This window comes from Fusobacterium sp. IOR10 (genome assembly GCF_010367435.1).
Lineage (GTDB): Bacteria > Fusobacteriota > Fusobacteriia > Fusobacteriales > Fusobacteriaceae > Fusobacterium_B.
The window spans coordinates 14260-40631 of the sequence record NZ_WJWY01000006.1 but is presented as its reverse complement, the minus strand read 5'-3'; the positions used below and the strand labels follow the sequence as shown (position 1 = coordinate 40631).

27 protein-coding genes and 1 riboswitch are annotated in these 26372 nt (G+C 27.6%); of the genes, 23 read left to right on the top strand and 4 right to left on the bottom strand.

The genetic code is table 11. The annotated features are described in order from the left end of the window. The first annotated feature begins 47 nt into the window (after positions 1-47). Positions 48-1265: an MFS transporter gene (locus GIL12_RS02540; protein ID WP_163468783.1), complete on the top strand. Its 1218-nt coding sequence runs from the start codon at positions 48-50 to the stop codon at positions 1263-1265. Positions 1266-1320: 55 nt separating this feature from the next. Here GIL12_RS02540 and GIL12_RS02535 read toward each other — a convergent pair whose 3' ends face one another. Then, positions 1321-2532: a diaminopimelate decarboxylase gene (locus GIL12_RS02535; protein ID WP_163468782.1), complete on the bottom strand. Its 1212-nt coding sequence runs from the start codon at positions 2530-2532 to the stop codon at positions 1321-1323. A 37-nt stretch (positions 2533-2569) separates the two neighbouring features. After that, a complete protein-coding gene (locus GIL12_RS02530; RefSeq protein WP_163468781.1) occupies positions 2570-3397 on the bottom strand; it encodes a MerR family transcriptional regulator in 828 nt (275 codons plus the stop codon). Between the two features lie 195 nt (positions 3398-3592). On the opposite strand from GIL12_RS02530, the gene GIL12_RS02525 reads away from it, so the two are divergent. The 18 genes from GIL12_RS02525 (at position 3593) to GIL12_RS02440 (ending at position 20487) form a co-directional block, all read left to right on the top strand. Continuing rightward, positions 3593-4078, top strand: a complete 486-nt coding sequence (locus tag GIL12_RS02525; RefSeq protein WP_163468780.1) for a bifunctional precorrin-2 dehydrogenase/sirohydrochlorin ferrochelatase — start codon at positions 3593-3595, stop codon at positions 4076-4078. 28 nt (positions 4079-4106) lie between these two features. Continuing rightward, positions 4107-5444 (top strand): MATE family efflux transporter, encoded by a 1338-nt coding sequence (locus GIL12_RS02520; RefSeq protein ID WP_163468779.1) that lies wholly within the window; start codon positions 4107-4109, stop codon positions 5442-5444. Positions 5445-5608: 164 nt separating this feature from the next. Then, positions 5609-6391 (top strand): putative hydro-lyase, encoded by a 783-nt coding sequence (locus GIL12_RS02515; RefSeq protein WP_239056038.1) that lies wholly within the window; start codon positions 5609-5611, stop codon positions 6389-6391. Positions 6392-6559: 168 nt separating this feature from the next. Beyond that, positions 6560-7906 (top strand): sodium/glutamate symporter, encoded by a 1347-nt coding sequence (locus tag GIL12_RS02510; protein ID WP_163468777.1) that lies wholly within the window; start codon positions 6560-6562, stop codon positions 7904-7906. Positions 7907-7977: 71 nt separating this feature from the next. Next, a riboswitch (FMN riboswitch) is annotated at positions 7978-8093 on the top strand. A gap of 150 nt (positions 8094-8243) precedes the next feature. Then, positions 8244-8705 (top strand): 6,7-dimethyl-8-ribityllumazine synthase, encoded by a 462-nt coding sequence (ribE, locus tag GIL12_RS02505; RefSeq protein ID WP_163468776.1) that lies wholly within the window; start codon positions 8244-8246, stop codon positions 8703-8705. A gap of 4 nt (positions 8706-8709) precedes the next feature. Continuing rightward, positions 8710-10098, top strand: coding sequence for a bifunctional diaminohydroxyphosphoribosylaminopyrimidine deaminase/5-amino-6-(5-phosphoribosylamino)uracil reductase RibD (gene ribD, locus GIL12_RS10205; protein ID WP_370456694.1), 1389 nt, complete (start codon positions 8710-8712; stop codon positions 10096-10098). 20 nt (positions 10099-10118) lie between these two features. Then, positions 10119-10775: a riboflavin synthase gene (ribE, locus tag GIL12_RS02495; RefSeq protein ID WP_163468834.1), complete on the top strand. Its 657-nt coding sequence runs from the start codon at positions 10119-10121 to the stop codon at positions 10773-10775. Between the two features lie 19 nt (positions 10776-10794). Continuing rightward, positions 10795-12015, top strand: coding sequence for a bifunctional 3,4-dihydroxy-2-butanone-4-phosphate synthase/GTP cyclohydrolase II (locus GIL12_RS02490; protein WP_163468775.1), 1221 nt, complete (start codon positions 10795-10797; stop codon positions 12013-12015). A 412-nt stretch (positions 12016-12427) separates the two neighbouring features. Continuing rightward, positions 12428-13387, top strand: coding sequence for an ATP phosphoribosyltransferase regulatory subunit (locus GIL12_RS02485; protein WP_163468774.1), 960 nt, complete (start codon positions 12428-12430; stop codon positions 13385-13387). A gap of 2 nt (positions 13388-13389) precedes the next feature. Next, entirely contained in the window at positions 13390-14016 is a 627-nt protein-coding gene (gene hisG / locus GIL12_RS02480) for an ATP phosphoribosyltransferase (protein ID WP_239056037.1), read from the top strand. Between the two features lie 12 nt (positions 14017-14028). Next, the gene (gene hisD / locus GIL12_RS02475; protein WP_163468773.1) at positions 14029-15312 is read left to right on the top strand and encodes a histidinol dehydrogenase; all 1284 of its coding nucleotides are present in this window, start codon (positions 14029-14031) and stop codon (positions 15310-15312) included. A 19-nt stretch (positions 15313-15331) separates the two neighbouring features. Then, a complete protein-coding gene (gene hisC / locus GIL12_RS02470; protein WP_163468772.1) occupies positions 15332-16384 on the top strand; it encodes a histidinol-phosphate transaminase in 1053 nt (350 codons plus the stop codon). Next, entirely contained in the window at positions 16371-16949 is a 579-nt protein-coding gene (gene hisB, locus GIL12_RS02465; RefSeq protein ID WP_163468771.1) for an imidazoleglycerol-phosphate dehydratase HisB, read from the top strand. The genes hisC and hisB overlap by 14 nt, the downstream gene beginning before the upstream one ends. Next, positions 16950-17552 carry an imidazole glycerol phosphate synthase subunit HisH gene (hisH, locus tag GIL12_RS02460; RefSeq protein ID WP_163468770.1) on the top strand — a complete coding sequence of 201 codons (603 nt, stop codon included), beginning with the start codon at positions 16950-16952 and terminating at the stop codon, positions 17550-17552. After that, entirely contained in the window at positions 17549-18268 is a 720-nt protein-coding gene (hisA, locus tag GIL12_RS02455; RefSeq protein WP_163468769.1) for a 1-(5-phosphoribosyl)-5-[(5-phosphoribosylamino)methylideneamino]imidazole-4-carboxamide isomerase, read from the top strand. The genes hisH and hisA overlap by 4 nt, the downstream gene beginning before the upstream one ends. Next, the gene (gene hisF / locus GIL12_RS02450; RefSeq protein ID WP_163468768.1) at positions 18250-19008 is read left to right on the top strand and encodes an imidazole glycerol phosphate synthase subunit HisF; all 759 of its coding nucleotides are present in this window, start codon (positions 18250-18252) and stop codon (positions 19006-19008) included. The genes hisA and hisF overlap by 19 nt, the downstream gene beginning before the upstream one ends. A 9-nt stretch (positions 19009-19017) precedes the next feature. Continuing rightward, positions 19018-19656, top strand: coding sequence for a bifunctional phosphoribosyl-AMP cyclohydrolase/phosphoribosyl-ATP diphosphatase HisIE (hisIE, locus tag GIL12_RS02445; RefSeq protein WP_239056036.1), 639 nt, complete (start codon positions 19018-19020; stop codon positions 19654-19656). An 18-nt stretch (positions 19657-19674) separates the two neighbouring features. Further along, positions 19675-20487 (top strand): histidinol-phosphatase HisJ family protein, encoded by an 813-nt coding sequence (locus tag GIL12_RS02440; RefSeq protein WP_163468767.1) that lies wholly within the window; start codon positions 19675-19677, stop codon positions 20485-20487. A 32-nt stretch (positions 20488-20519) separates the two neighbouring features. Here GIL12_RS02440 and GIL12_RS02435 read toward each other — a convergent pair whose 3' ends face one another. Both GIL12_RS02435 and GIL12_RS02430 read right to left on the bottom strand, forming a co-directional pair. Beyond that, positions 20520-21971 (bottom strand): cell wall metabolism sensor histidine kinase WalK, encoded by a 1452-nt coding sequence (locus GIL12_RS02435; RefSeq protein WP_163468766.1) that lies wholly within the window; start codon positions 21969-21971, stop codon positions 20520-20522. A gap of 15 nt (positions 21972-21986) precedes the next feature. Continuing rightward, positions 21987-22658, bottom strand: coding sequence for a response regulator transcription factor (locus GIL12_RS02430; RefSeq protein WP_163468765.1), 672 nt, complete (start codon positions 22656-22658; stop codon positions 21987-21989). Positions 22659-22873: 215 nt separating this feature from the next. On the opposite strand from GIL12_RS02430, the gene GIL12_RS02425 reads away from it, so the two are divergent. Genes GIL12_RS02425 through GIL12_RS02410 form a run of 4 tightly spaced genes read left to right on the top strand, consistent with a single transcriptional unit; the run spans position 22874 to position 26371 of the window. Further along, on the top strand, positions 22874-24355 hold the full coding sequence (locus GIL12_RS02425; protein ID WP_163468764.1) for a glycosyltransferase family 39 protein: 1482 nt from the start codon (positions 22874-22876) through the stop codon (positions 24353-24355). Positions 24356-24372: 17 nt separating this feature from the next. Then, positions 24373-25086, top strand: a complete 714-nt coding sequence (locus tag GIL12_RS02420) for a glycosyltransferase family 2 protein (protein ID WP_163468763.1) — start codon at positions 24373-24375, stop codon at positions 25084-25086. After that, entirely contained in the window at positions 25086-25358 is a 273-nt protein-coding gene (locus GIL12_RS02415) for a lipid-A-disaccharide synthase N-terminal domain-containing protein (protein WP_163468762.1), read from the top strand. The genes GIL12_RS02420 and GIL12_RS02415 overlap by 1 nt, the downstream gene beginning before the upstream one ends. Next, positions 25358-26371 carry a GDP-mannose 4,6-dehydratase gene (locus tag GIL12_RS02410; protein WP_163468761.1) on the top strand — a complete coding sequence of 338 codons (1014 nt, stop codon included), beginning with the start codon at positions 25358-25360 and terminating at the stop codon, positions 26369-26371. Before GIL12_RS02415 ends, GIL12_RS02410 begins: the two co-directional genes overlap by 1 nt. Position 26372 lies beyond the last annotated feature (1 nt).

The window sequence follows — 26372 nt, the reverse complement described above, 5'->3', positions numbered from 1 at the left end:
ATTATTTATTTTTAATTAAAAATATAGATAATTCAAGGGGGAGTATTATGGGAATAGATCCAAAAAATTTAAAAAAGAACAATAGAGTATCTACTAAATATTTAACATTAATGATTTTAGGGATCATTTTTGTTTCATTTAATTTAAGAGCACCAATTACTTCAGTTGGACCAATTATAGCTTTGATTAAGAAAGAATATCTCTTAAATAATAGTATGGCTGGTTTTGTCACAACTCTACCACTAATAGCCTTTGCAATTTTCTCTCCCTATGTGCCAAAATTAAGTTTTAAATTTGGTGACGGTTTAATAATGTTAGGAGGTTTAATACTAATATTTATTGGAGAAATTATCAGGTCCTATACAAATTCCTTTGGATTATTTTTAGGAACAACTTTAATAGGATTAGGAATAGCAATAGGAAATGTGTTACTTCCTAGTATTATAAAATATAATTTTTCAAAACATATAGGAATAATAATAAGCATATATATTACAAGTATGTGTAGTTTTGCAGCTATTGGATCTGGCCTAAGTGTTCCTTTAGTAACTAAATTATCCTTTACTTGGAGAAATAGTTTAGGAATATGGATAATCTTAATATTAATTGCCATAGGAATATGGACTCCCCAATTAAGAAAGAAAGAAATTTTTAATAATGACAATATTAATAAGCAATTAAAAAGTAATTCCATATGGAAATCCCCATTAGCTTGGTGGGTAACTCTATTTATGGGAACTCAATCTTTTTTATTCTATTCTTTAGTTGCATGGTTACCTGCAATAATTGTATCTAAGAATATGACTTTTGAATTTTCTGGATCAATGCTTTTATTTTATCAATTGGTAAGTTTACCTACAACTTTAATTGTGCCAATTGTTGCTGCTAAATTTAAAAGTCAGAAATTAATTTCAATTATAATTTTGTCTTTCTATTTACTAGGTATGACCTTACTTTTCTTTGCAAAAACTAAATTTTTAATAATGTTTTCATTATTATTTATGGGATTAAGTGCTGGAGGTGGAATAAGTCTTGCAATTTTGTTTTTATCCCTTCGTACTCCAAATGCAAAAAAAGCAGCAGAACTTTCTGGAATGGCTCAATCAGCAGGTTATCTAATTGCATCAATTGGACCAATTTTAATTGGATTCTTATTTGATTTAACTAATTCATGGAATTCTACAATGATAATTTTAATAATTGCAATTTTATTTTTAATATTTTGTGGAATAAAAGCAGGGAAAGATGAAGTTACTTTTGCATAAAATAAAAAAATGCCAACACTTATATGTGCTAGAATTTTTTTATAATTAATTATTATTAAAGTATTATGTTTCCATCTTTTTTTAAATATAGTTCCTTTGGTGGAATTTGTGAAGAAAATTGGAAAGGAGTTAATACTGCTGCGTAACATCCTGCATTTGTCATAACTATTAAATCTCCAATTTTTATTTTTGGTAAAATCAAATCTTTTCCAACTAAATCTGTTGAAGTACATAGATTTCCATATAAATCAACTTTCTCTAATTTCTTTTCATCTGTTAACACAACATATTGAAAAGCTCCCTTTTTAGTAAATAAAGGTTCATTCATTTTTGGATTGTCAGAATATGATTTAACAAATGCTTCCATTGATGGTCTTATAAATCCATTGAAAGTATTTTTTAATATAACAAATTTCTTTCCTCTAGAGATTTTAATGTCTATTACTTTTGTAGCATAGACTCCACTAGGTCCACATAAATAACGACCAGTTTCTATATAAAGTTGAACACCTTTTATTTCATCTTTAAATTTTTCACAAAGGGAATTTAATTCTTTTCCTAAATCCTTAACATCAACAGGATTGTCAGTAACTGAAAAAGGAATTCCTATTCCTGATCCTAAATTAATAAATTTTAACTTTAAATTCAACTTATTTTGAAGTTCTTTAGTTAGGGAAAACATATTTCTATAATATTTTTTTAATATTTCTGTATTCAATTCTTGACTACTTGAGTGAACATGTATTCCTATTATTTTTATATTTTCAAAAGAATTTAATAGATCTAAATTTTCCATTAATATTTCTTCGTCTATTCCAAACTTAGTGGCAACTCCAAAATCAGAATAAAAAGTAAAATCTGGATTAACTCTAATACCTATTTCCATTATTTGATCTTTTTCTTTTCCAAAATCATTTAACATTTTAATTTCATTTAAACTATCAGCTGTAAATATACATTTATCAAAGGCTGTTTCAATATCTTTAATTGATTTTCCTGGAGCAGAGTATAGAATTTCTTCCTTTGGTACATTATTATTAAAAGCCTTTAAAACTTCATTACTACTAGCTGCATCTGCTCCAATTCCTTGGGCAAATATTGTTTTTAATATTTCTGGATGATGATTTGATTTTACAGAATACAAAAATTTAACATTTGGAAAATTTTTCTTTAATTTTTTAATGTTTCCTAAAACAATATTTTCATCATAAAGATAAAAACTATCATACTTTTTTCCTTGTTCTAATATCACTTCTTTGTTAAACATAAAACATCTCCTTTTCCTTTTATTTTTTATACATCCTTTAATCACAAATTATTTTTTCAATTGGAATTTGAATTTCTGTTATATATTCATCTTCCTCTTCTGTTATATGAACTTCTATATGGTAAATTTCTAAAATCTCACCAATTATCCTATAGTTATTATTTTTAATGTAAAGTTTTAAAATTTCATAATATTTGGAACTATATTTATAGCTCCCTCTGAAAGTTAAACTTAAATAATAACCTTCTTTAAGCTTTTCTCCCTTTTCTTCATTTATTATAAAGGTTCCTGAAAAGGTTTGGTATTCTTTTTTGTAAAAATTCTCCTTGGATATAAAAGCTCCTATTTCATTGTTAGTTAATATAATGTCATCTTTGTAGGTTGTTTTTTTATTTAAAATTTTTATCTCAAAGTCTATTTCCCAGTCTTTTTTTAATATCCCCTTGGATTTTAAAATTTTTCTTTCTGGAATATATTTTAGTATAGGTTTATCAAATTCTTCAAATCCTTTAAAAAAGTTTATATTTTCTATTTTATTATTAATTTCTTCTTTTAATTCTTGCAAATTATTAATTTTATCAGATATAACATTTAGCTGAAATTCAAGCATTTCCTCAGTATTTCTCGTGTTTCTTTCATAAAGAAACTTTTTTATATCCTCTAATCCTATACCTAAATTTCTCAAATTTCTTATACTATTTAATTTCCAAATTTGTCTTTTAGAGTAGTATCTATATCCATTCTCTCCAATAAAATCTGGTTTCACTAGGCCTATTTTATTATAATATCTTAAAAGATCACTGCTAATTCCATATAACTTACTAATCTCTCCTATTTTATAAAATGTTTTCTTATGAGAATTCATATATCTTCCTCCACCTAACAATTTACAATATTATAACATAAAAGATAAAAACTATTGATAAATTTATCTAAAAATGTTAGGTTTTATATACTTAAAAATAAATTAATATTTAAATGTTTTATCGGACTATATAATATACTAGCTTTTATTTTAAGAAAAGGTTACAATAAAGTATTAATTTTTTAAGGAGGATTTATGAATAATTCAAATAATTTTTTTCCATTATTTATTAATTTAAAAAATAAAAATATCCTTGTAATTGGAGCTGGGAAGATTGCCTTTAGAAAGGTTTCCACTGTTCTAGAATATGAAGGAAATATAAAGATTCTCACAAGGGAAGTAAGAGATCCTAGATTGACAAAATTAGCTCTCAATAATAATTTAATAGATCTTCAAGTTGGTAATTTTAGTAGGGAAGATTTAAAAAAACAATGTTTAAATAGTTTTTTAGTTATTCTTGCAACAGATAATGAGAAATTAAATGAAGAACTATATATGTATTGTGATGAACACAACATACTAGTTAATAACATCACATCTAAAACTCTTATGAACACTAGATTTGCAAGTGTTCTTAAGGAAGGGGAATATGTAATAGGAATTTCAGCTAATGGGGATCCTAAAAAATCCAAGGCTCTAAAAAATAAGCTACATTCTCTTGACATTGGAACTATTCTATAGTTTATAATGTTAGTAGGAGAGTGATATTATGAAATTAGATTTAGGTAAGGATAGCCTCACGAGGATTATCTTCAAGTACGGTTGTCCCTCTGTGATAACCATGTGGATTTTTTCTTTATATACAATTGTTGATGGAACATTTATTGGAAGATATTTGGGAACAAAGGAAATTGCAGCGGTAAACATTGTGATGCCCTATGTTAATTTATCCTTTGCCCTAGGTATAATGATTGCAATAGGTAGTTCAACAATAATAGCCATTAATTTAGGTGAAGGTAATAAAGAAAAAGCAAACCAAATCTATAGTTTGTCTTTAGAGTTACTATTTATATTCGGATCATTTTTAGGAACATTGGGAGTTCTTTTCCCTAAGGAAATTGTTAGGCTTTTAGGGGCCAATGATGTTATCTTAAATGATGCTGCCACTTATTTATCTTATTTATCCTTTTTTACACTTTTTTATTTACTATCTTATGGTTTTGAAGTATTTGTTCGAATAGAAGGATGTCCTGCATATTCAATGCTATGTCTATTTGTTGGAGCAATTTTAAATATTTTTTTAGATTATTATTTTATACTGCATTTACATTGGGGAATAAAAGGAGCTGCCCTTGCAACTGGAATTGCTCAGTTTGGAACTGCTTTTTTCCTTCTTCTATATCTTGTTCTTCATTCTAAAAAATTAAAATTTATTCCTACTAAAGTAACCCTTAAAAATTCATTGAATATTTGTTACAAAGGATTTTCAGAGTTTATAACAGAAACTGCCACAGGAATAGTTATTATGGCCTTTAATATTATTATTATGAAGATTATGGGAGAAAAGGGTGTTTCTGCCTTTGGAATAATTGGATATATTTCCACATTGGTAACTATGACTATGACTGGTTTTTCACAGGGAATACAGCCTGTTATAAGTTATAATTATGGAGCTTTAAAATTTGAAAGAATTAAAAAAATACTAAAAATAGAATTGACCACTGTTATTTTACTTGGAATAATATTTTATATATTTATAAATACCTATGTGGGAAATATAATTTCTATATTTATAAATGGTGATAGAACAATTTATAACATTACTAAAAAAGCAATAAATATTTATAGTTTCACATATTTATTAGTTGGTGTAAATATTGTTATTTCATCCTTCTTTACAGCTATAGAAAATTCATTTATTTCTAGTATATTAAGTGCCCTTAGAGGCTTTATTTTAATAAATATTTTACTTTATACTTTCCCTAATATGTTTAATGAACTTGGAATTTGGATGTCTGCCCCAACAAATGAATTACTTACTTTAATAATCTCTATTTCAATATTTATAACTATTGGACTTAAAAGTATCAATAAAAAATACGTTTAAAAACAAATAAATTAACTATATATTTTTTCCTTGTATTTTTCACATATGGATGTTATACTTTTTTTTATAAACGCTTTCTATTTGTAAGTATATAATCTATTTAAAAGAAAGACGTATACATAATAACAAAATATGATGATAACTTTAAAAAGGAGATGGTAATATTGGTTATTAATAATGGAGAACAAGCAAGAAACGAAATAAGACTAGAAAAATGGACAGGTCCCACACCAGGCATGGCTTACGGATACACTCAAGCTAATCTGGTAATACTTCCTGCTAAATATGCTATGGATTTTCTTATATTCTGCCAACGGAATCCTAAACCTTGTCCTATCTTAGATATCTGTGAACCTGGGAAATTTATACCTGGTTTAATTGCACCTTCTGCAGATATTCGTACAGATATACCAAAATATCGTGTTTATAGAGATGGAATATTGGTAGAAGAAGTAAATAATATCTTAAATTTGTGGTCTGATGATTTAGTTTCTTTTCTACTTGGTTGTAGTTTTACATTTGAAAAGGCTTTGTCAGATGAAGAAATTGGTATACGTCATATTGAAGAAAATCGTAATGTTCCTATGTATATAACAAATATAGAATGCAATCCAGCAGGAATTTTTAATGGACCTACTGTTGTTAGTATGAGACCAATAGCAAAGGATCTAGTTGAAAAAGCTGTTGCAATTACCTCAAGATTTCCTAGAGTTCATGGAGCACCTATTCATATAGGAGAACCTGAAAAAATTGGAATAAAAGACATATCAAAACCAGATTTTGGAGATGCTGTAACTATTAAAGAGGGGGAAGTACCTGTATTCTGGGCATGTGGAGTCACACCTCAAGCAGTAATAATGAATGTTAAACCAGAGCTTGTAATAACTCATGCTCCTGGATGTATGTTTATTTCTGATATAAAAGATGATGACCTAGCAACATACTAATAAGCAAGAATTATCAATCTAAATTAATAAAATTATTTGATACTCTTTTTTAAGAGTATCTTTTTTTTAGAAAATTTTCCAGTGGTCAAAGAACTTACAGAATCCATTTTTGACTTTATTGTGTATTTATGTAATAATAGTTCTAAATTTATTAAAGGAGAATATATCATGGAAATACTTTACAACTTGTCTTTCATCAGTTTACTTACACTACTTGGGATATTTATAAAATCAAAGTCTAGATTTTTAAATAAATTTTTTATTCCTTCCTCTATTATTGGAGGATTAATTGGGTTAATTATAGGTCCTGAAATTTTAGGAAGATATTTTAATATTATTCCTGTTGAAATATACCAAAGTATAAAATCAATACCTAGTATTTTAATCATCCCATTAACAGCTTCAATTCCAATTGGACTAAAGCTTGAAAAATCTAAAAAACATAATTTTTCAGGAATTAATATGACTTTAATTCTTTTTTTAGTTACCTTTCTACAACTTTTAATTGGATTTTTAGTAAATTATTTTTACACTATTTTTAAACCAAATTCAATTTATGAATCCTTTGGTTCTGAGCTTAATGCTGGATTTGCTGGGGGACATGGAATAGCTGGTATCATTGGACTTATTCTAAAGGATTTAAATTTAAAATATTGGAATTTAGCCCAAGGGGTAGCTGCTTCAATGGCAACATTTGGTCTTGTTTTTGGAATTATATTTGGAATAGTTCTAATAAATATTGAAAAAAGAAAAAGAAGAACCTATTCTTTTAAGGAACTTGAAATTATAAAATACAATATAAGTAATGAAAAAGAATCTCCAACTGTTTCCAACAAAGGAACAAATTTAAAAACAAATAGATTAATTGTATATTTTTCCCTTGTATTTTTTGCATGTGGAGCTGCCTTTGTAATGTCTAATTTATTTAGGAAATATAATATTTTCATACTTTCAAATATATCCTCTTGGTCTTTGGCTATGATTATAATGTTTGTTATTTGGAAATATGTTAAAAATTATAGTGTGGCAGAAGGTGTTAACCTTGAATTGAGAAACATGGTCTCTGGGCTTTTAATTGAATACGCTGTTGTTTCAGCTGTTGCTACTCTACCTCTAAGAGCTGTATACACATACATTGTTCCTATACTTATAACTGCAACAATTGGAATATTCTCCACATGGTTTTTCATTGATTTTTTATGTAAAAAATATTTCAAAGATAATTTTCACTTTCAAAGATGTGTTACTATGTTTGGAACTTCAACAGGAATATTTATAACAGGGTTATTACTATTGAGAATTTGTGATCCTGAATTAAAAACCCCTGTTTTAAAAGATTATTCCCTTGGATTTTCAGTTATTGCCATTCTTGGACCTATATTCAACTTAGTTTTCTATACCACTAAGCTAAGAGTTCAGTACAGTCCAATAGCACCTATTTTGCTTTTATCAGTTATGCTAGTTATAGGTTTTGCAATTCTTGAATACTTTAATTCTAAGAAATTTAAAAATTAATTAAAGAAATATTGACATTTTCAATGTATATATTGTATAATTTGTTTGTTAGTAAATAGAATAATGAAAATGTAAAACTTCAGGGCAGGGTGAAATTCCCGATCGGCGGTAAAGTCCGCAAGTGATAAATCACAGACTTGGTGAAACTCCAAGACCGACAGTATAGTCTGGATGAAAGAAGATTACAATATATGCTTTTTTTCACGTTGATTGTTAAAATATAATTTTAATGATTTATTTAGCTTGGAAATAATTAGCAATTGTAACCAAACCTGAAATTTTATTTCAGGTTTTTTTTGGTCCCTGCAAGCTTAAAAAAAAAATTTAGGAGGCAGAAATGAAAGTATTAGAAGGAAATTTTAGTGGAAAAGGTTTAAGAATAGGAATTGTAGCAGGAAGATTTAATGAATTTATAACTTCAAAACTAATAGGTGGAGCTGAAGATGCTCTAAGAAGACATGAAGTTAATGGAGATAACATTACTTTAGCATGGGTTCCAGGAGCCTTTGAAATACCTATAGCTGTTAAAAAAATGGTTGAATCTAAAAAATACGACGCTGTTATTGCTTTAGGAGCTGTAATAAAGGGAGCTACTCCTCATTTTGATTATGTATGTTCTGAAGTTTCAAAGGGATGTGCTACTATTTCCCTTGAAAGTGGTATTCCTGTAATGTTTGGTGTGTTAACAACTAACAGCATTGAAGAAGCTATTGAAAGAGCAGGAACAAAGGCTGGAAACAAAGGTTTTGATGTTGCTAATGGTGCTATAGAAATGTGTAATCTACTAAAGGAGATGTAATATCATGGATCAAAAGTACATGAATTTAGCCCTTACCCTTGCATTAAAAGGAGAAGGTTATGTTAATCCAAATCCATTGGTTGGGGCTGTTGTAGTTAAAAATAACAAAATTATTGGTAAAGGTTATCATAAATTTTTTGGTGGCCCACATGCTGAGGTTTATGCTCTTGATCAAGCTGGGGAAGATGCAAAGGATGCAACTATTTATGTAACTTTAGAACCTTGTTCTCATCAAGGTAAAACTCCACCTTGTGTAAAAAAAATAAAGGAAATGGGTATTAAAAAATGTGTTATTGGAACTTTAGACCCTAATCCTTTAGTTTCAGGAAATGGGAAAAAAATATTAGAAGATGCTGGTATTGAAGTTGTTGTTGGAGTCCTTGAAAAGGAAGTTAAAAATTTAAACAAAGTTTTTTTCAAATATATCCAAACTAAAAAACCATACTTATTCTTAAAATGTGCTATTACTCTAGATGGGAAAATAGCCACAAATTCAAAGGATTCCAAATGGATTACAAATGAATTAGCTAGGGAAAAAGTACAAAAATTGAGAAATAAATATTCTGGGATTATGGTTGGAATAAACACTGTTATTAATGACAATCCAAGGCTTACAGCTAGAGTTGAAAATGGAAATGATCCCTTTAGAATAGTTATTGATCCCTATTTAAAAACTCCCCTTAATAGTAATTTTGTAAATATGGATGATGGTAAAAGTATCATTGTCACATCAAAAAATAATATTATAGATTATAAAAAAATAGAAGTCTTTGATAAAATAAGGGATTTAACTCATCCTGATACTGTTGAAGAAATTAATCATATTAAAAAATTAGAAAAAAATTCTAAACTGTGCAAATTATTAGTGAATTTTGATGAAATAAATCAAAGTGAAGAATTTAAGAAAATTAAAAAATTAAACACTTTAGAACATTTACATGGTTTAAATAATGATGAATTATCTAAACTTGTGGATGAAGAAAAATATTGTAGATTACAAATTCTTAGAAAAATTGACCTATTGGAAAAAAAATTTAACTTTGATAATTTAAAAAATATATATTTAAAAACTGAAGAACTTAAGAAAAAAAACATAAAATTTATTTATTTAGATGGATATGATTTTAGTGTTGATGAAATATTAGATGAAATTGGAAAATTAAACATTGATTCTGTTCTCCTTGAAGGTGGATCATTTCTTATTTCCAAAGCCTTTTCAGAAAATAGAATAGACGGTGGAGAAATATTTATAGCTCCTAAAATTTTAGGAGGAGGACTTCCTTTTATTGATGGTTTCAATTTTAAAACTGTTAAAGAAGGATTCAATCTTGAAAATGTTAAGTATAATATTTTTCAAGATAATATTTCAGTGGAATTTGATCAAAACAAATAGGATAAAGAGAGGTGAGTAAGATTTTTACTGGATTAGTTGAAGAAATAGGTGAGGTTATTTCCATTAAAAGTGGGGATAAATCTGTACAACTTAAAATAAAATGTACTAAGGTTTTAAAAAATGCCAAAATAGGTGATAGTATTGCAACTAACGGTACTTGCCTTACTGCAGTTGAAGTTGGTTCTAATTATTTTGTTGCTGATTGTATGCATGAAACTGTTAAAAGAACTAATTTAAAAAGACTGAAAGCTGGTAGCTTAGTAAATCTTGAAAAATCAATTTCCCTTTCCACTCCCCTTGGGGGGCATTTAGTCACTGGAGATGTTGACTGTGAAGGGCAAATTAAAAGTATAACAAAGGATGGTATAGCTAAAGTATATATTATTCAAATGGAACATAGATATATGAAATATATTGTTGAAAAGGGAAGAGTTAGTTTAGATGGAGCTAGTTTATCAATTGTTGGATTTCAAGGGGATACACTGTCTGTTTCTCTTATTCCACATACTCAAGAAATGATAACCCTTGGAAATAAAAAAGTTGGAGACTATATTAATATAGAAACTGACTTAATTGGAAAATATATAGAAAGATTTTTAACTTTCCAAAATGAAGAAAAGAAAGGTAAAAAATCAAAATTAAGTAAAGAATTCCTAGCATCAAATGGATTCTTTTAAAAATTGGAGGAAAAATATAATGTTAAACACTATAGAAGAAGCTTTAGAGGATTTAAGACAAGGAAAAAACATATTAGTTATAGATGATGAGGATAGGGAAAATGAAGGAGATGTAATTTGTGCTGCAGAATTTGCAACTCTTGAAAATGTAAACTTCATGGCTACCTATGCAAAGGGTCTAATTTGTATGCCTATGTCTGATTATTACATTAAAAAATTAAACTTACCACAAATGGTTGCAAATAACACTGACAACCATGAAACAGCATTTACAGTATCCATAGATCACTGTGATACAACTACAGGTATATCAGCTTTGGAACGTTCTATCACTGCTGTTAAAGCTGCTGAGGATGAAGCTAAACCTGAAGACTTTAGAAGACCTGGACATATGTTCCCACTAAAGGCTAAGGATGATGGAGTATTAGTTAGAAATGGTCACACTGAGGCAACTGTTGATTTAGTTAGACTAGCTGGATTAAAACCAATGGGACTTTGTTGTGAAATTATGAAAGAAGATGGAACAATGTCTAGACTAGATGATTTATTAACCTTTGCTAAGGTTCATAATTTGAAAATAGTTTCAATAGAAGATTTAATTCAATATAGAAAAACCCATGACAAGTTAGTTAAAGTAGAATGTACTGCTAAACTTCCAACAGGTTCAGGGGAGTTTACTATAGTTGGCTTTGACAATAAATTAGACGACAAGGAACATATTGCCCTTGTAAAGGGAGATATTTCAGGAAAGGAAAATGTTCTTGTGAGAATTCATTCTGAATGTTTCACTGGGGATGTTTTAGGATCTCTTAGATGTGATTGTGGTTCTCAACTACATAGAGCTATGAAAGAGATTGATGAAAATGGAGAAGGAGTTATCATTTATCTAAGACAAGAGGGAAGAGGAATAGGACTTGTTAATAAGATAAAAGCCTATAATCTTCAAGATCAAGGTAGAGACACAGTTGATGCTAATTTAGAGCTTGGATTTGGAGCTGACGAAAGGGATTATGCAATAGCTGCTCAAATGTTAAAGGCTTTGGATGTTAAATCAGTTAGACTTATGACTAATAATCCTGATAAAATAAGTGGACTTGAATCTTATGGTATGAAAGTTTGCAAAAGAGAAGAAATTGAAATAGAACCTAATAGTGTTAACAAATCATATTTAAAGACTAAAGAACAAAGAATGGGACATAAATTACATATTTGTGATTGCCCTGATTGTAAATGTAAATAACATATAATTTGTAACCTTTCTCCTAGGGGAAAGGTTATTTTTTTTAAAATTTTTATAAAAATACTTGAAAAATATAGACACAAGTGCTATACTGTTTCAAATACTTTAGCGCTAAGTATAATAATATAAATTAAAGAATTTCGTAGGGAGAGTTAAAATGAAAAAATCAATTTTAAAAAAATTAAATTTAAATATTAATAACTTAACTTTACAATTTCATATTCATCATCATCATAGAGAAAAAGGTTTGCAATAATGAACGAAAAATAGTTCATAGAAGCAATCCTTAGTTTACATACTAAATTTTAGGATTGTTTCTATGATGATTTACATACTGTAAAGCCATGTAGGGATAACCTATATGGCTTTTTTTTATTCTCAACACATTTTATTACAAAATAGGTGGTGAACAATGGAATTTATTAAAATTAAAGATGAATTAGATTATTCATATAAAAAATATAAGCTAACAAGGGAAATAGAGGATATATTTGTAGAATCTAAATATATTAAGTTAGAACCTTCAATTTTTGAGGACTATGACACTTTCACATTAATTAACAAAAGAATAAAAAAAGAAAAAATGGTTAAAATAATTGATGGAAATTCTAAAGTTCTTATTTTAAGACCAGATATTACAACTAATATAATTAAAAATTTAATTCCCAGATGGGAAAAGGATCTAAAGGTTAAACTATTTTATAATTCCTCTATCTTTATAAATAAATTAGACAGTAATATAAGGGAATTTAAACAAATGGGAATAGAATACCTAGGTGAAGATTCCCTAGAAGCTGACATGGAAATTATAGGTTTAGTTTTTAAGATTTTTAAAAATTACAGAAAAAATTTCATTCTAGAAATTGGAACTAGTAAGTATATTAATGCCTTACTTAAAGAACTTAACTTGGAAGAAAATCTAAAAATAAAACTAAAGAATCTAATTTATAAAAAAAATAAAAATGAAATAATAGAATGTATCAGTGCTTTAGATATAAAAAAAGAAATTAAAGATTTATTTTCTAATATTTTAGATTTCCAAGGGAATATGGAAGAGGTTATAAATAAAGCAGAAAATAATTACATGAATGAGAACATGAAATTATCAATAGAAAAACTTAAAGATTTTAAGAAAATGGCCTTGGACTATGGATATTTAAAATGTATACATCTTGATCTATCCATGATTACAGAACTAGATTATTATAATGGGTTAGTGTTTAAAGGTTATTATAAAAATTCTTCTAGGGAAGTTATAAGTGGTGGAAGATACGATTCCTTAACTAAAACCTTTGGTATAAAAATTCCAGCTGTTGGTTTTTCAATAGATTTAGATGAATTAATAAAAATTCTTTACAGGGATGGTGAATAGCATTGGACAATACAATAACAATAGCACTTGCAAAGGGAAGACTTGGGAAACAAGCATATAAGATTCTTAAAAAAATAGGTTTAGGAGATTCCATAGACTTAGATTCAAGAAAATTAATTTTTAAAGATGAAAAAAATAAAATTGACTATATATATGTTAAACCATCTGATGTTGTTACATATGTTGAAAAGGGAGTTGCTGATTTAGGTATAGTTGGTAAAGATGTTATCTTGGAAAATGACACAGATATATATGAAATTTTAGACTTGGGATTTGGAAAATGTAAATTTTCCATAGCTAGCATAAAGGGACAAAATATTTATAAAAAGGATGACACTTTAAAGGTTGCCACTAAATACCCAGAAATATCAAAAAAATACTTTAAAGAAAAACAACAGAAAATTGAAATAATCAAACTTAATGGATCAGTTGAGCTAGCTCCTCTAGTTAAATTATCTGATGTTATAGTTGATCTAGTTGAAACAGGGGATACTTTAAAGGCAAATGGCCTTGAGGTAATAGAGGACATGTTTAACATTAGTGCAAGGCTTATATGTAATAGAATAAGTTATAGATTCCAGTATGATCGAATACAAAATATTACAAAATTATTAGAAAACAATTTATAATGGGAGGTTATCATGATAAAAATCATAGATTCTAAAAGGGAAAAAACTTTTTTACAAAGCCTTTTAGATAGAAGTCAATTTGAATATGAAGATATAAATAAAGCTGTTGGAGAAATTTTATCAGATGTTAGAGAAAGAAAAGATGAGGCCTTAATCCATTATACTTTAAAATTTGATAAGGTTTTAATTGAAGATTTATTAGTATCCAAGGAAGAAATAGACAATGCCTTAAAAAATATAGATAAGAATTTGAAAAATAGTCTTATTCAAGCAAGGGAAAATATTGAAAAGTATCATAAAAAACAAATTAAAAAATCCTACACATCCTCTGACAATGAAGATATAATCCTTGGACAACTTGTTAGACCTATAGAAAAAGTTGGAATATATGTTCCAGGGGGAAGTGCATCATATCCATCTACAGTTCTAATGAACGCTGTTCCAGCTAAAATTGCAGGGGTTGAAGAAATAATAATGATAACTCCTCCAAATAAAGAGGGAAAAATTAAAGATTCCATTCTTGTTGCAGCTTTTATTTCTGGAGTTGATAAAATTTATAAGGTTGGTGGAGCCCATGGAATAGGAGCTTTAACCTATGGAACAGAGAGCATACCTAAGGTATCTAAAATAGTTGGCCCTGGAAACATTTATGTTGCAATGGCTAAAAAAAGAGTTTCAGGTTATGTGGGAATAGATATGGTAGCAGGACCTAGTGAAATTTTAATAATTGCAGATGAACTAGCAAATCCTAAATATATCGCAGCTGATTTAATATCCCAAGCAGAACATGATGAAATGGCAGCTTCAATACTTATAACAGATTCAAAAACTTTACCTGAAAAAGTAATTAAAGAGTTAGAGAGACAAGTTCCCCTTCTTGAAAGAAAGGAAACAATTGAAAAATCCCTTAATAACTATGGGGCTATAATATTAACAGATTCCTTAAATGAATCTATAAATATTGCCAATGAAGTTGCCCCTGAACATTTGGAAATACTTACAAAGAATCCCTTTGAAATATATGAGAAAATTAAAAATGCAGGGGCTATCTTTCTAGGTGAGTTTTCCCCTGAACCAGTGGGAGATTATTTTGCAGGAACTAATCATATTCTTCCAACTAGTTCAACAGCTAAATTTTCTTCACCCTTGGGAGTTGATGATTTTATAAAGAAAACTTCTTTAATCTATTACAGCAAAAAAGCTCTTATGAAAGCTAAAAATTCCATAATAACCCTTGCCAATGAAGAAGGGCTAACTGCCCATGCAAATTCTATACAGGTGAGAGTTGAAGATTAATTTAAATTGGAGGACAACTATGGAAATGATAAAAAAAAGCATAAAAAATTTAAATGCTTATAAAGCATGTGATCTGCCTTTTACTGTGAAACTTGATGCAAATGAAGGTAAAAATATTTTATTAGAGAATGTAATTAAAGAGGGGTTAATATTTAACAAAGACTTTAATTTAAATTATTACCCAGATGACGAGGCTTCCCTTCTAAAAAGTGAAATAAGTAAATATGTAAATATTCCAAAGGAAAATATTATAGTTGGAAATGGTTCTAGTGAAATGATAGAGCTTGTTATAAAGACATTTGTTGATAAAGATGAAATTATTCTAAGTCCAACTCCATCATTTAGTATGTATTCAATATTTGCTCAAATATATTCAACTAAATTTGTTGGTGTCCAGTGCAATAAAGATTTTTCAATTGATGTTGATAAATTAATAGACAGGGCAAATGAAATTAATCCTAAAATAATAATTATCTGTAATCCCAACAATCCAACAGGATATTTAATGACTAAAAAAGATATACAAAAACTTATTGAAAATACTAGTGCAATTATAGTAGTTGACGAGGCATACATTGAATTTGCACAAGGTTCAATGATAAATGAAATTTTCAACTATGATAGATTAATTGTTTTAAGAACCTTATCTAAAGCCTTGGGACTTGCAGGAATTAGACTTGGGTATATGGGAGCTAATACTGATATAATTGAAATAATTAACAGGGTTAAATCTCCATATAATTTAAACTCAATTACCCAATACATAGGAGTACAGGCTTTTAAAAATAAAAATAAAATTTTTGATTATGTTAAAGAGGTTAAAAAAGAAAGAAAATTTTTATATTCCCAGTTAATAAAAATGAAAATTAAAGCATATGATTCCTCTGGAAATTTTATATTTTTTAATTCAAATATAGAAAATTTATATGGGAAACTGGCACATAAGGGAATATTAATAAGAAAGTTCAAAGAAGACCTTGAAGGTTATTATAGAGTTTCTGTGGGAAATAAAAATGAAAATAGGATTTTTATTGAAAACTTAAAGGAGATAATAAAATATGAGAAAATCTAGAATAGAAAGAAAAACTTTAGAAACAGATATTCTTGTGGACATTGACTTAGATGGAAGTGGAAAAAGCACCATAGATACAGGTATAGGATTTTTAGATCATATGCTTACTTTAATGGCTTTCCATGGTTCCTTTGATATGGAAGTAAAATGTACAGGGGATTTATATGTTGATGACCATCATACAGTTGAAGATATTGGAATAGCTCTAGGGGAAGCTTTTAATAAAGCTCTAGGGGATAAAAGGAGAATTAGAAGATATGCAAGTATTTATATTCCCATGGATGAATCCTTAAGTCACGTGGTACTAGACATAAGTAATCGTCCATATTTAGTATTTAATGCTGATTTTAAAAATGAAAAAATTGGAACAATGGCCAGTGAAAATTTTAAAGAATTTTTTAGAGCATTTATTGGAAAAGCTGGAATAACTCTTCATATTAATGTTTTATACGGGGAAAATGACCATCATAAAATAGAAGGGATCTTTAAAGCCTTTGCAAGGGCCTTAAATGAAGGAATGGAAGTTATATCTGATAAAATATCTTCATCAAAGGGGGTTTTATAGTTGAATATTATAATTGATTATGGATTAGGTAACCTAGAATCTGTGTACACAGCTTTTGAAAAACTTGGAATAGAAACTAAAATTTCAAGTGATAAAGATGAAATAGCTGCTGCTACTTCCCTTATTCTACCTGGAGTAGGTGCATTTAGAGATGCAATAAAGGCATTACATGAGACAAATTTAATTCCAATTATTAAAGAACATGTGGAAAAGGGAAAATTTTTAATGGGAATATGCTTGGGAATGCAGCTTCTTTATGAAAAAAGTTATGAAAATGGTGAATATGAGGGACTTGGTATTATTAAGGGAAGTGTTGAAAAACTTGAGATAGATTTTAAAATCCCTCACATGGGATGGAACAATCTTAAATTTAATAAAAATGATGAAATCTTAAAATATATAAAGGAAGATGACTATGTTTATTTTGTACATTCATACTATGTTAATTCTTCCAATGAAGAACTTATTGCATATGCTAAATACGGGGAAAAAATTCCAGCTATAGTTAGAAATAATAATGTCTATGGAATTCAATTTCACCCTGAAAAAAGCTCAGATGTGGGATTTAATATATTGAGAGCATATGGGGAGATGATAAAATGATAATATTTCCTGCTATTGATATAAAAAATAATAACAGTGTGAGACTTTCCCAAGGGGATTTTAATAAAATTAATGTATATTCTCATGATCCCTTTGATATGGCTGTTAAATGGAAAGAACAAGGGGGAACATTCTTACATTTAGTTGATTTAGATGGTGCTAGAAATGAAGAAATTGTCAATAGAAAGTCAATAGAAAAAATAGCAAAGAACATAGGATTACCTGTACAAGTTGGAGGGGGAATCAGATCTGAAAAAAGAGTTGAAGAACTACTTGAAACTGGAGTTGAACGGGTAATTGTAGGTACCATTGCAATTGAAAATAAAGAATTATTAAAAAAATTAGTTTCAAAGTACAAGGAAAAAATAGTGGTTTCCATAGATGCTAAAAATGGAAAGGTAGCCCTTAGGGGATGGGAAGTTATAAGTGAGGTAAACTCTTTGGATCTATGCCTTGAACTTGAAAAAATAGGTGTTAAAACTATAGTTTATACAGATATATCCAAAGATGGAATGCTTCAAGGACCTAACTTTGAAATATATGAAGAATTGTCTAAAAAAACTTCCCTAAACATAATTGCTTCAGGTGGGGTTACTTCCATGGATGACATTAAAAGACTAAATAAAATGAATCTTTATGGAGCAATAATTGGAAAGGCTCTTTATAATGAAAATTTAAAATTAAAGGATGTGATAGAATGCTTGCAAAAAGAATAATACCATGTTTAGATGTAAAAAATGGAAGGGTGGTTAAAGGTGTTAAATTTGAAAATTTAATGGATGTTGACAGCCCTGAAAGTCTTGGTAAATACTACAGTGATTGTGGTGCTGATGAGCTTGTATTTTATGATATTACTGCTTCAAATGAAGAAAGAAAAACTTCCCTTGAATTTGTTGCAAAGGTTGCAAAGAATATAAATATTCCCTTTTCTGTGGGAGGAGGAGTTTCTTCAATTGATGATTTCACAAGTATTTTAAGAAAGGGTGCAGATAAGGTTTCTGTTAACTCTGCAGCTGTTAGAAATCCACAATTAATTAAAGAGGCCTCTTTAAAGTTTGGTGCCCAGTGTGTTGTACTATCCATAGATGCTAAGAAAAACAATGTTGGCTCTTGGGATGTATATGTTAAAGGTGGAAGAGAAAACACTGGCTTAGATGCTATACAGTGGGCTGTGAAAGGTGTAGAACTTGGAGCAGGGGAAATAGTTGTAAATAGTATTGATGAAGATGGTATGAAAAGTGGATATGATATTGAACTACTGAAAAAAATAACTGCTGCAGTAAATGTTCCAGTAATTGCATCTGGTGGTGCTGGTAATATGGAAAATTTTTATGAAGCTGTGGAATATGCCAATGTTGATGGTTTACTTGCAGCATCAGTATTTCATTTTGGGGAAATTAAAATAAGAGATCTTAAAAAATATTTGAAAAATAAAAAAATAGAAATTAGACTTTAGGAGGTCAACGTGAATATTAATAATGTAATAAATGAAATTAAATTTGATGATAAGGGACTTGTTCCAGCAATAGCCCAAGATATAAATACTGGTAAGGTTTTAATGCTTGCTTATATGAATAAAGAAGCAGTTGAAAAAACATTAAATAAAAAAATAGCTCACTACTACAGTAGAAGTAGACAAGAGCTTTGGAAAAAAGGTGAAACATCAGGAAATATCCAAAAAATAAAGGGATTTTACTATGACTGTGATAAGGACACTATTTTAATTAAAGTTGAACAAGTTGGAGTTGCTTGCCACACTGGAAATTATTCTTGCTTTTTCAATGAAGTATTAAATGAAGATAAGAAGGAAAATTTTCAAAATAATGAAGATGTACTAAAGGAATTATATTTAAGTATCACAGATAGAAAGAATAATCCAAGAGAAGGTTCTTATACAAATTATTTATTTAGAGAAGGAATAGATAAAATTCTAAAAAAAGTTGGTGAAGAATCAGCAGAGGTCATTATAGCTTCTAAAAATGAAAGTAAGGAAGAAATGATTTATGAAATAAGTGACTTAGTTTACCATGTTATAGTTCTTATGATTAATCAAGGTGTTTCCATTGAAGATATAAAAAAAGAACTTGTAAAAAGAAGAAAGTAAAGTATAGGGAGGTGAATTTTGAACAATACAAATTTAATTATAGATAGCCATGTTCACACAGAATTTTCCCCTGATTCAAATTCTAAAATGATTGATATTATTAAAAGAGCTATTGATCTAGGTTTAAAAGAAGTAATATTCACAGATCATGTTGATTTTGACAGTCCTGAGGAAATATTTTTATATGAAATAGATTATGTTGATTATATGAAAAAACTTGAAAATTTAAGAAATATTTTTCCTAATATTGATATTTTATTGGGAGTTGAAATAGGTTATCAAACACATTTAAATGAAAGATTGGATAAGTTTATAAAATCTTATCCCTTTGATTTTGTAATCTGTTCCATTCACTCATGTGAGGGACTTGATTTTTATAATGGGGATTTCTTTAAGGGAAAAACTCAAGAGGAAAGCTATAAAAGCTATTTTAAAACTATTGAAAAATCCATTGAGAACTATGATAATTTTGATGTTTATGGACATTTAGATGCAATAGTTAGATATGGGAATTTCCCAAATAAAAAAATAGAATATTTAGATTTTAAAGAAGCTATAGATAATATTTTAAATTTAATTATACAAAGGGGAAAGGGTATTGAACTAAACACATCTGGGTTAAGATATAACCTAGGAGAAATGCATCCTAACAGAGATATATTAAAAAGATATTTTCAATTAGGTGGAAAAATTATAACCTTAGGTTCAGATGCACATAGTGCAAATGATTTATGTAGAGATTTTAAAGAGGGTATTAACATCCTAAAAAACATTGGTTTTAAACATATTGCACAATTTAAAAATAGAAAGGTAACATTTATAGAAATATAAATAAAAAGGTGTTGAATTATCAACACCTTTTTTTATCCCCTTGGAATTATTAATTTAACCTCTGTAAATTTTCCAACTTCACTGGTAATAATTATTTCTCCCTTTAAAAAATCAACAATATCCTTTACTATAGTTAGACCTAATCCATGTCCTCCCATACTTTTACTTCTAGACTTATCCACCCTATAGAATTTATCAAATATAAGGCTTATATTCTCTTCAGATATTCCTATTCCATGATCTCTTATTTTTATAATATAATTATCTTCAAAAGTAAGAAAAACCTCTATCAGATTATTTTCTCCATATTTTATAGCATTTTCTAGTAAATTTAAAATCAATTGATTTAACAGGGCCTTATCAGAAAATATTAAATGTAAATTTTTATCCAAATAAAGTTTTATTTCTTGGTCTGGGTATAAAACTTTTAAATTGTTTACTGTATGTTTCATCTCCTCTTCAAGATCAATATCTTCATAATAATTTTTATTGAGCTCCTTATCCTTTGCTAAAAATAAAAGTTTTTCAACTAGGGATATCATATTTTTATTTTCTTCTTCAATTGAAGTTAAGGCTTCTAAAACTATCTTTTTATCATCAATACCCCATCTTTTTATCATATCAACATAACCACTGATTATAAAAAGAGGTGTTTTTAATTCATGGGAAGCATTATTTACAAAGTCTATTTGGGAATCCATTTGTAGTTTCAATCTTTTCACCATATCAATATAGGATCTTTTTATTAAATTAAATTCTTCAAATTCATTTTTAAAGTTAAGCTTTTGATCAAGTTCTTTGTCCTTAAGTTCTAGGGAATTTAAGTTTATATTATTTGTTGAATTATCCAAATCTTCAATGGAATTTGAAAATTTCACATAAAATTTCTTAGTTATATTCCTAGCTATTAATATTGTTAGAACTATCCAAACTAGGGAAAATAAACTAAGAAGTGCCAACCTTTCATATTCCTTTGACATATCCTTTATAACCTTTAATTTTATCGGACTCATTCCCTTTACATTTACTTCTTTATATAAAATTTTATATCTATATCCACTGTAATTTCTAATGTCATTTGATAAATTCATTTTATCAAAGCCACTTAATATCTCTTCTAATAATTCTGACTTCAAAAGATCTTCATCTTGATTTTTTGAATTTTTTCTATTTTTTATTAATTTTCTTGGTACATAAAAATAATTTTTACCTTGGTATTCTAAATTAATTATGGTTCTATCTGGTTTAGGACTTTCATCTAAAGCTTCTTTGAAAAAGGTTTTAGGGTTTTCCCCTAAAAAAGCAATTTCCTGTTGAAAATCTAAAAATTCATAGTTTACAAAGGTCTCAATTGATCTTATTTGATTCTTTGTATTTTTATACATATATGAGCTATAAAAGGAAATTATACCTATGTATGATATACAAAATATCACTATTATTTTTTTATAATTTTTACTTAGTTCCTTTGAAATATATTTCATACTCCTCCTTTAAATCTAGTTACATTTTAAGATATATCCAAATCCCCTTACAGTTTTAATGTATTTTTTTTCCTTTGTTTCTATCTTTTTCCTAAGGGCATTTATATATACATCTATAATTTTATTATCCCCTTGAAAATCCCAGCCCCAAACATCTTCTATTAGTTTTTCTCTAGATAGAACAATTTCTTTATTTAATATTAACGTATACATTAGATTATATTCTGTCTTTGTTAGTTTAATTTCCTTTTCATCAATGTAAAGAACCTTTTTTTCACTGTGAATTTTAAGATCATTATACTTAATAAAATTACTTGAATAAAAATCCTTTTTATTTCTAAATATAACCCTCATTCTTGCAAATAGTTCCTGAATATTAAAGGGCTTTGTTAAATAGTCGTCAGCTCCCATATCCAAAAGTTCTATTTTATTTAATATTTGATCCTTTGCTGTTAAAATTATTATAGGTATGTTTGATATCTTTCTTATTATTTTACAAATCTCTTCCCCTGAATATTTAGGAAGCATTAAATCCAAAAGAATCAAATCAAAATTACCCTCTTTAAATTTTTTAATTCCTATCTCACCATCTTCAGCTAAATCAACTAAATATTCCTCATGAATTAATTCCATCTTTAATAATTTTCTTATTTTTTCATTATCCTCAATTATAAGTATTTTTTTCATGTGTCACTTCCTTTAAATAAATATAATAAATATTATAACACTATTATTAAAATTACATTAATATTTTTATAATAATTTTATAAAATTTTAATCTAATTTTAATAAAAATGAATTACTATTGTGTATAAACTAAATTTGGAGGTGACCTGTGATATTAATAATTCTAATTATAATGGCAATTGCAAAATAAAAGATACCTAAAAGGATGTGAAAACTTGAAACTTAACTACAAAAAATCAATAATTAAATTTACTTTTATATATTTAGCTATATTTATACCTTTAATGTTTTTTAGATTTCCTGATATTAGAAATGAAATTAAATATCTAGCTATAACAAGGGAGTCCCTAAATAACAACTTATTTATTTTAAATTATTTAAATAATCTTTACCCAGATAAGCCACCATTTTATTTCTGGATATTAAAAACAATTGACGTGTATTTTCCAAAGTATTTTTTCCAGCTTGGAATCTTAATTGGGAGTATCATCCCATCTTATATTATTTCAATACTTAGCTATAATTTTATATTGAACTTTAAAAAAACCTATAAATTTATTGAACCTTTAAGCTTTACCATAACTTTAGCATTGATTGCTTCTCCTTTATTCATAGGAGGTACCAGTGTTTTAAGAATGGATATGTTAATGTATTTATTTATTTTTTCCAGTATCTATTTATTTTTTAATATGTACTATGGATTTAAAATAATAAATTACAAAATTTTAATTTTCATGTATGCATTTATTTTTTTAGGACTTTTTACTAAGGGTATTGTTGGATTTATTGATCCTATTATCATTATTTTAAGTTTTCTATTGCTTAATAGAGATTTAAAGTTCCTAAAAAAGATTCATTTTACAAAGGGGGTTATATTTATTTTTATCTCCATAGCCCTGTGGTTTTTTAAAGTTTATACTTCTCATAATGGAATAAATTATTTAAATCTTTTACTAGGGGAAGAAACCCTAGGTAGAATTGTAAAATCAAAAGCCCATGTTAGAGGTATAGCTTACTATTTAAAACATTTACCATTAGTTTTAATTCCCTATGGTATAGGAGTATTTTTCTCAATACATCACTATATAAAAAATATTAGAAATTTTAAAAATTGGAAGGAGCTAGAAAAAATATTTTTCTCAATGTCCCTACCTCTATTTATTCTTTTATCCCTTGCAAGTGGTAAGTTACTTATATATTTACTTCCTGTTTTATATGGATTCATTGGATTAACTATTTTATATTTAATTGAGTTTAAAGATAGACATTTAAATAAAATACTTATAAATATAGCTCTACTTAATTTAATAATACCCTTTATTATAAATAAAAAGTTAAACAGAGATAATTCTGTACATAAAACTTTAAATATAATTAGCTCCACAATGTTGTCATTAATATTTCTAGTTTCTATAAATGGAAATTTTTACAGCAAACGCTACACACTTAAACCTATTATAAAAAAAATTGAAGACATACCTGAAGAAAATATATATGCCTACAGGTTTGAAGATTTCCAAAATGCTAAATACATAATTAATAAAAATATTATTCCAATTAACAACGGAACTACCCTTATTTTACCTAAGGAAAGCTTTATTATTACAAAGTCAAATAGAAAAGAAGACATTTCCAAGGACTTTAAAAATGCAAAGATAATTCTAAAAAACAAAAATTATTATTTATATAAAATTTAAAACACAAGGGGAGACATATGAAAAGAATATCAGTAATAGCACCAGTTTATAATGAGAAACAAAATATTACAAGATTTATTAATGAAGTTGAAAAATCTCTAAAAAAGGAATTTAACTCCTATGAAATAATTTTAATAGATGATGGAAGTTCAGATGGAAGTGATTTAATACTTGATCAAGCTATACATGAAAATGCCCATGTGAAAACATATCATTTTTCAAAAAATAATGGACAAACAGCTGCAATTGATGCTGGATTTAAAATGGCAACTGGGGACTTAATTGTAACAATGGACTCAGATTTGCAAACTAATCCTGATGATATTTACTTACTTTTAAAATATATCGATACATATGATATGGTCAATGGATGTAGAAAAACAAGGGAAGATGGACTTAAAAGAAAAATCCCTTCTGCTGTTGCAAATAAAATCAGAAATTTTATCACAAAGGACAATATTACAGATACTGGATGTCCATTGAAACTGTTTAAAAAAGAAGTTGTAGATAGTTTTTATTTATTTGAAGGAATGCACAGATTTTTACCTACCCTTGCAAAAATAAATGGCTTTAAGGTAATTGAAATTCCAGTTAGACATTATGACAGGGAATTTGGAACATCTAAATATGGGATATTTAATCGTTTATTTAAAAGTTTAAAGGATGCCCTTGCAGTTAGATGGATGAAAAAAAGACATTTAAATTACAAAATTGTGAAAAAGGAGGACTAATGACTCTTAACTTTTGGATGATAATTGGTTTTGTTGGACAAACTTTCTTTTCAATGAGATTTTTAGTTCAGTGGCTAGCAAGTGAAAAGGCAGGAAGAAGTATTATTCCCTTTTCATTTTGGATTTTTAGTTTAATGGGTAGTTTTTTTCTTTTAACCTATGCTATCTATAGGAGGGACCCTGTATTTATTTTAGGGCAAACTCCAAATTTATTTATTTATTCTAGAAATATCTATTTAATAAAAAGAAAAAAAAGGAGATGTAATAATTAATGAAAATACTTGTAACAGGGGGAGCTGGATTTATAGGTTCCAATCTTTGTGAAAATCTACTATCTTTAGGACATCATATTATAAATATTGATAATTTTCATGATTTCTATGGAAAAAATATAAAAATTAAAAATGTTTTAGAAAGTACAAATAACAAAAAATATATTTCCACAGTTAAAGACATTGAAAGTTTAATTAAAATAGTTAATTGTGACACATATAAATTATACTTTAATGACATTAGAAATCTTGAGGACTTAGATAATATATTTGTAAAAGAAAAACCTCAATTGGTAATACATTTAGCTGGACTTGCTGGGGTTAGACCATCTATAATGAAACCTTTACTTTATGAGGATGTTAATGTACGGGGAACTATGAATTTACTAGAAATTTGTAAAAAATATAAGGTTACTAAATTTATCCAAGCTTCTTCATCTTCTATTTACGGAAATAACACTAAGGTTCCCTTTAAAGAAACTGACATAGTTGATTTTGCAATTTCTCCCTATGCTTTTACTAAAAAATCAGCAGAGGTAATAGGACATGTTTATCATAAACTATATAATATTGATATGTTTCAATTGAGATTTTTCACTGTTTATGGACAAAGGCAAAGACCTGATCTTGCAATTCATAAATTTATAAAATTAATATTAGAAAATAAAGAAATTCAAATGTTTGGAGATGGATCTACCTACAGAGATTACACATATATTCAAGATATTATCCAAGGTATTTTAAAATCCATGGATTACTTATTAGTAAATAATAATGTCTATGAAATATTAAACCTAGGTAGCTCTCATCCTATTTCCCTAAAGGAAATGATTAAAACCATTGAAAAGGTTTTAAATAAAAAGGCTAAAATAAAATATTTACCTATGCAACCTGGAGACGTTGATAAAACTTACGCAGACATAAGCAAGGCTAAAAAGCTTATATCCTACCAACCAAAAACATCATTTACTAGTGGAATAGAACAATTTTTTAATTGGTATAAGGAGGATTAAT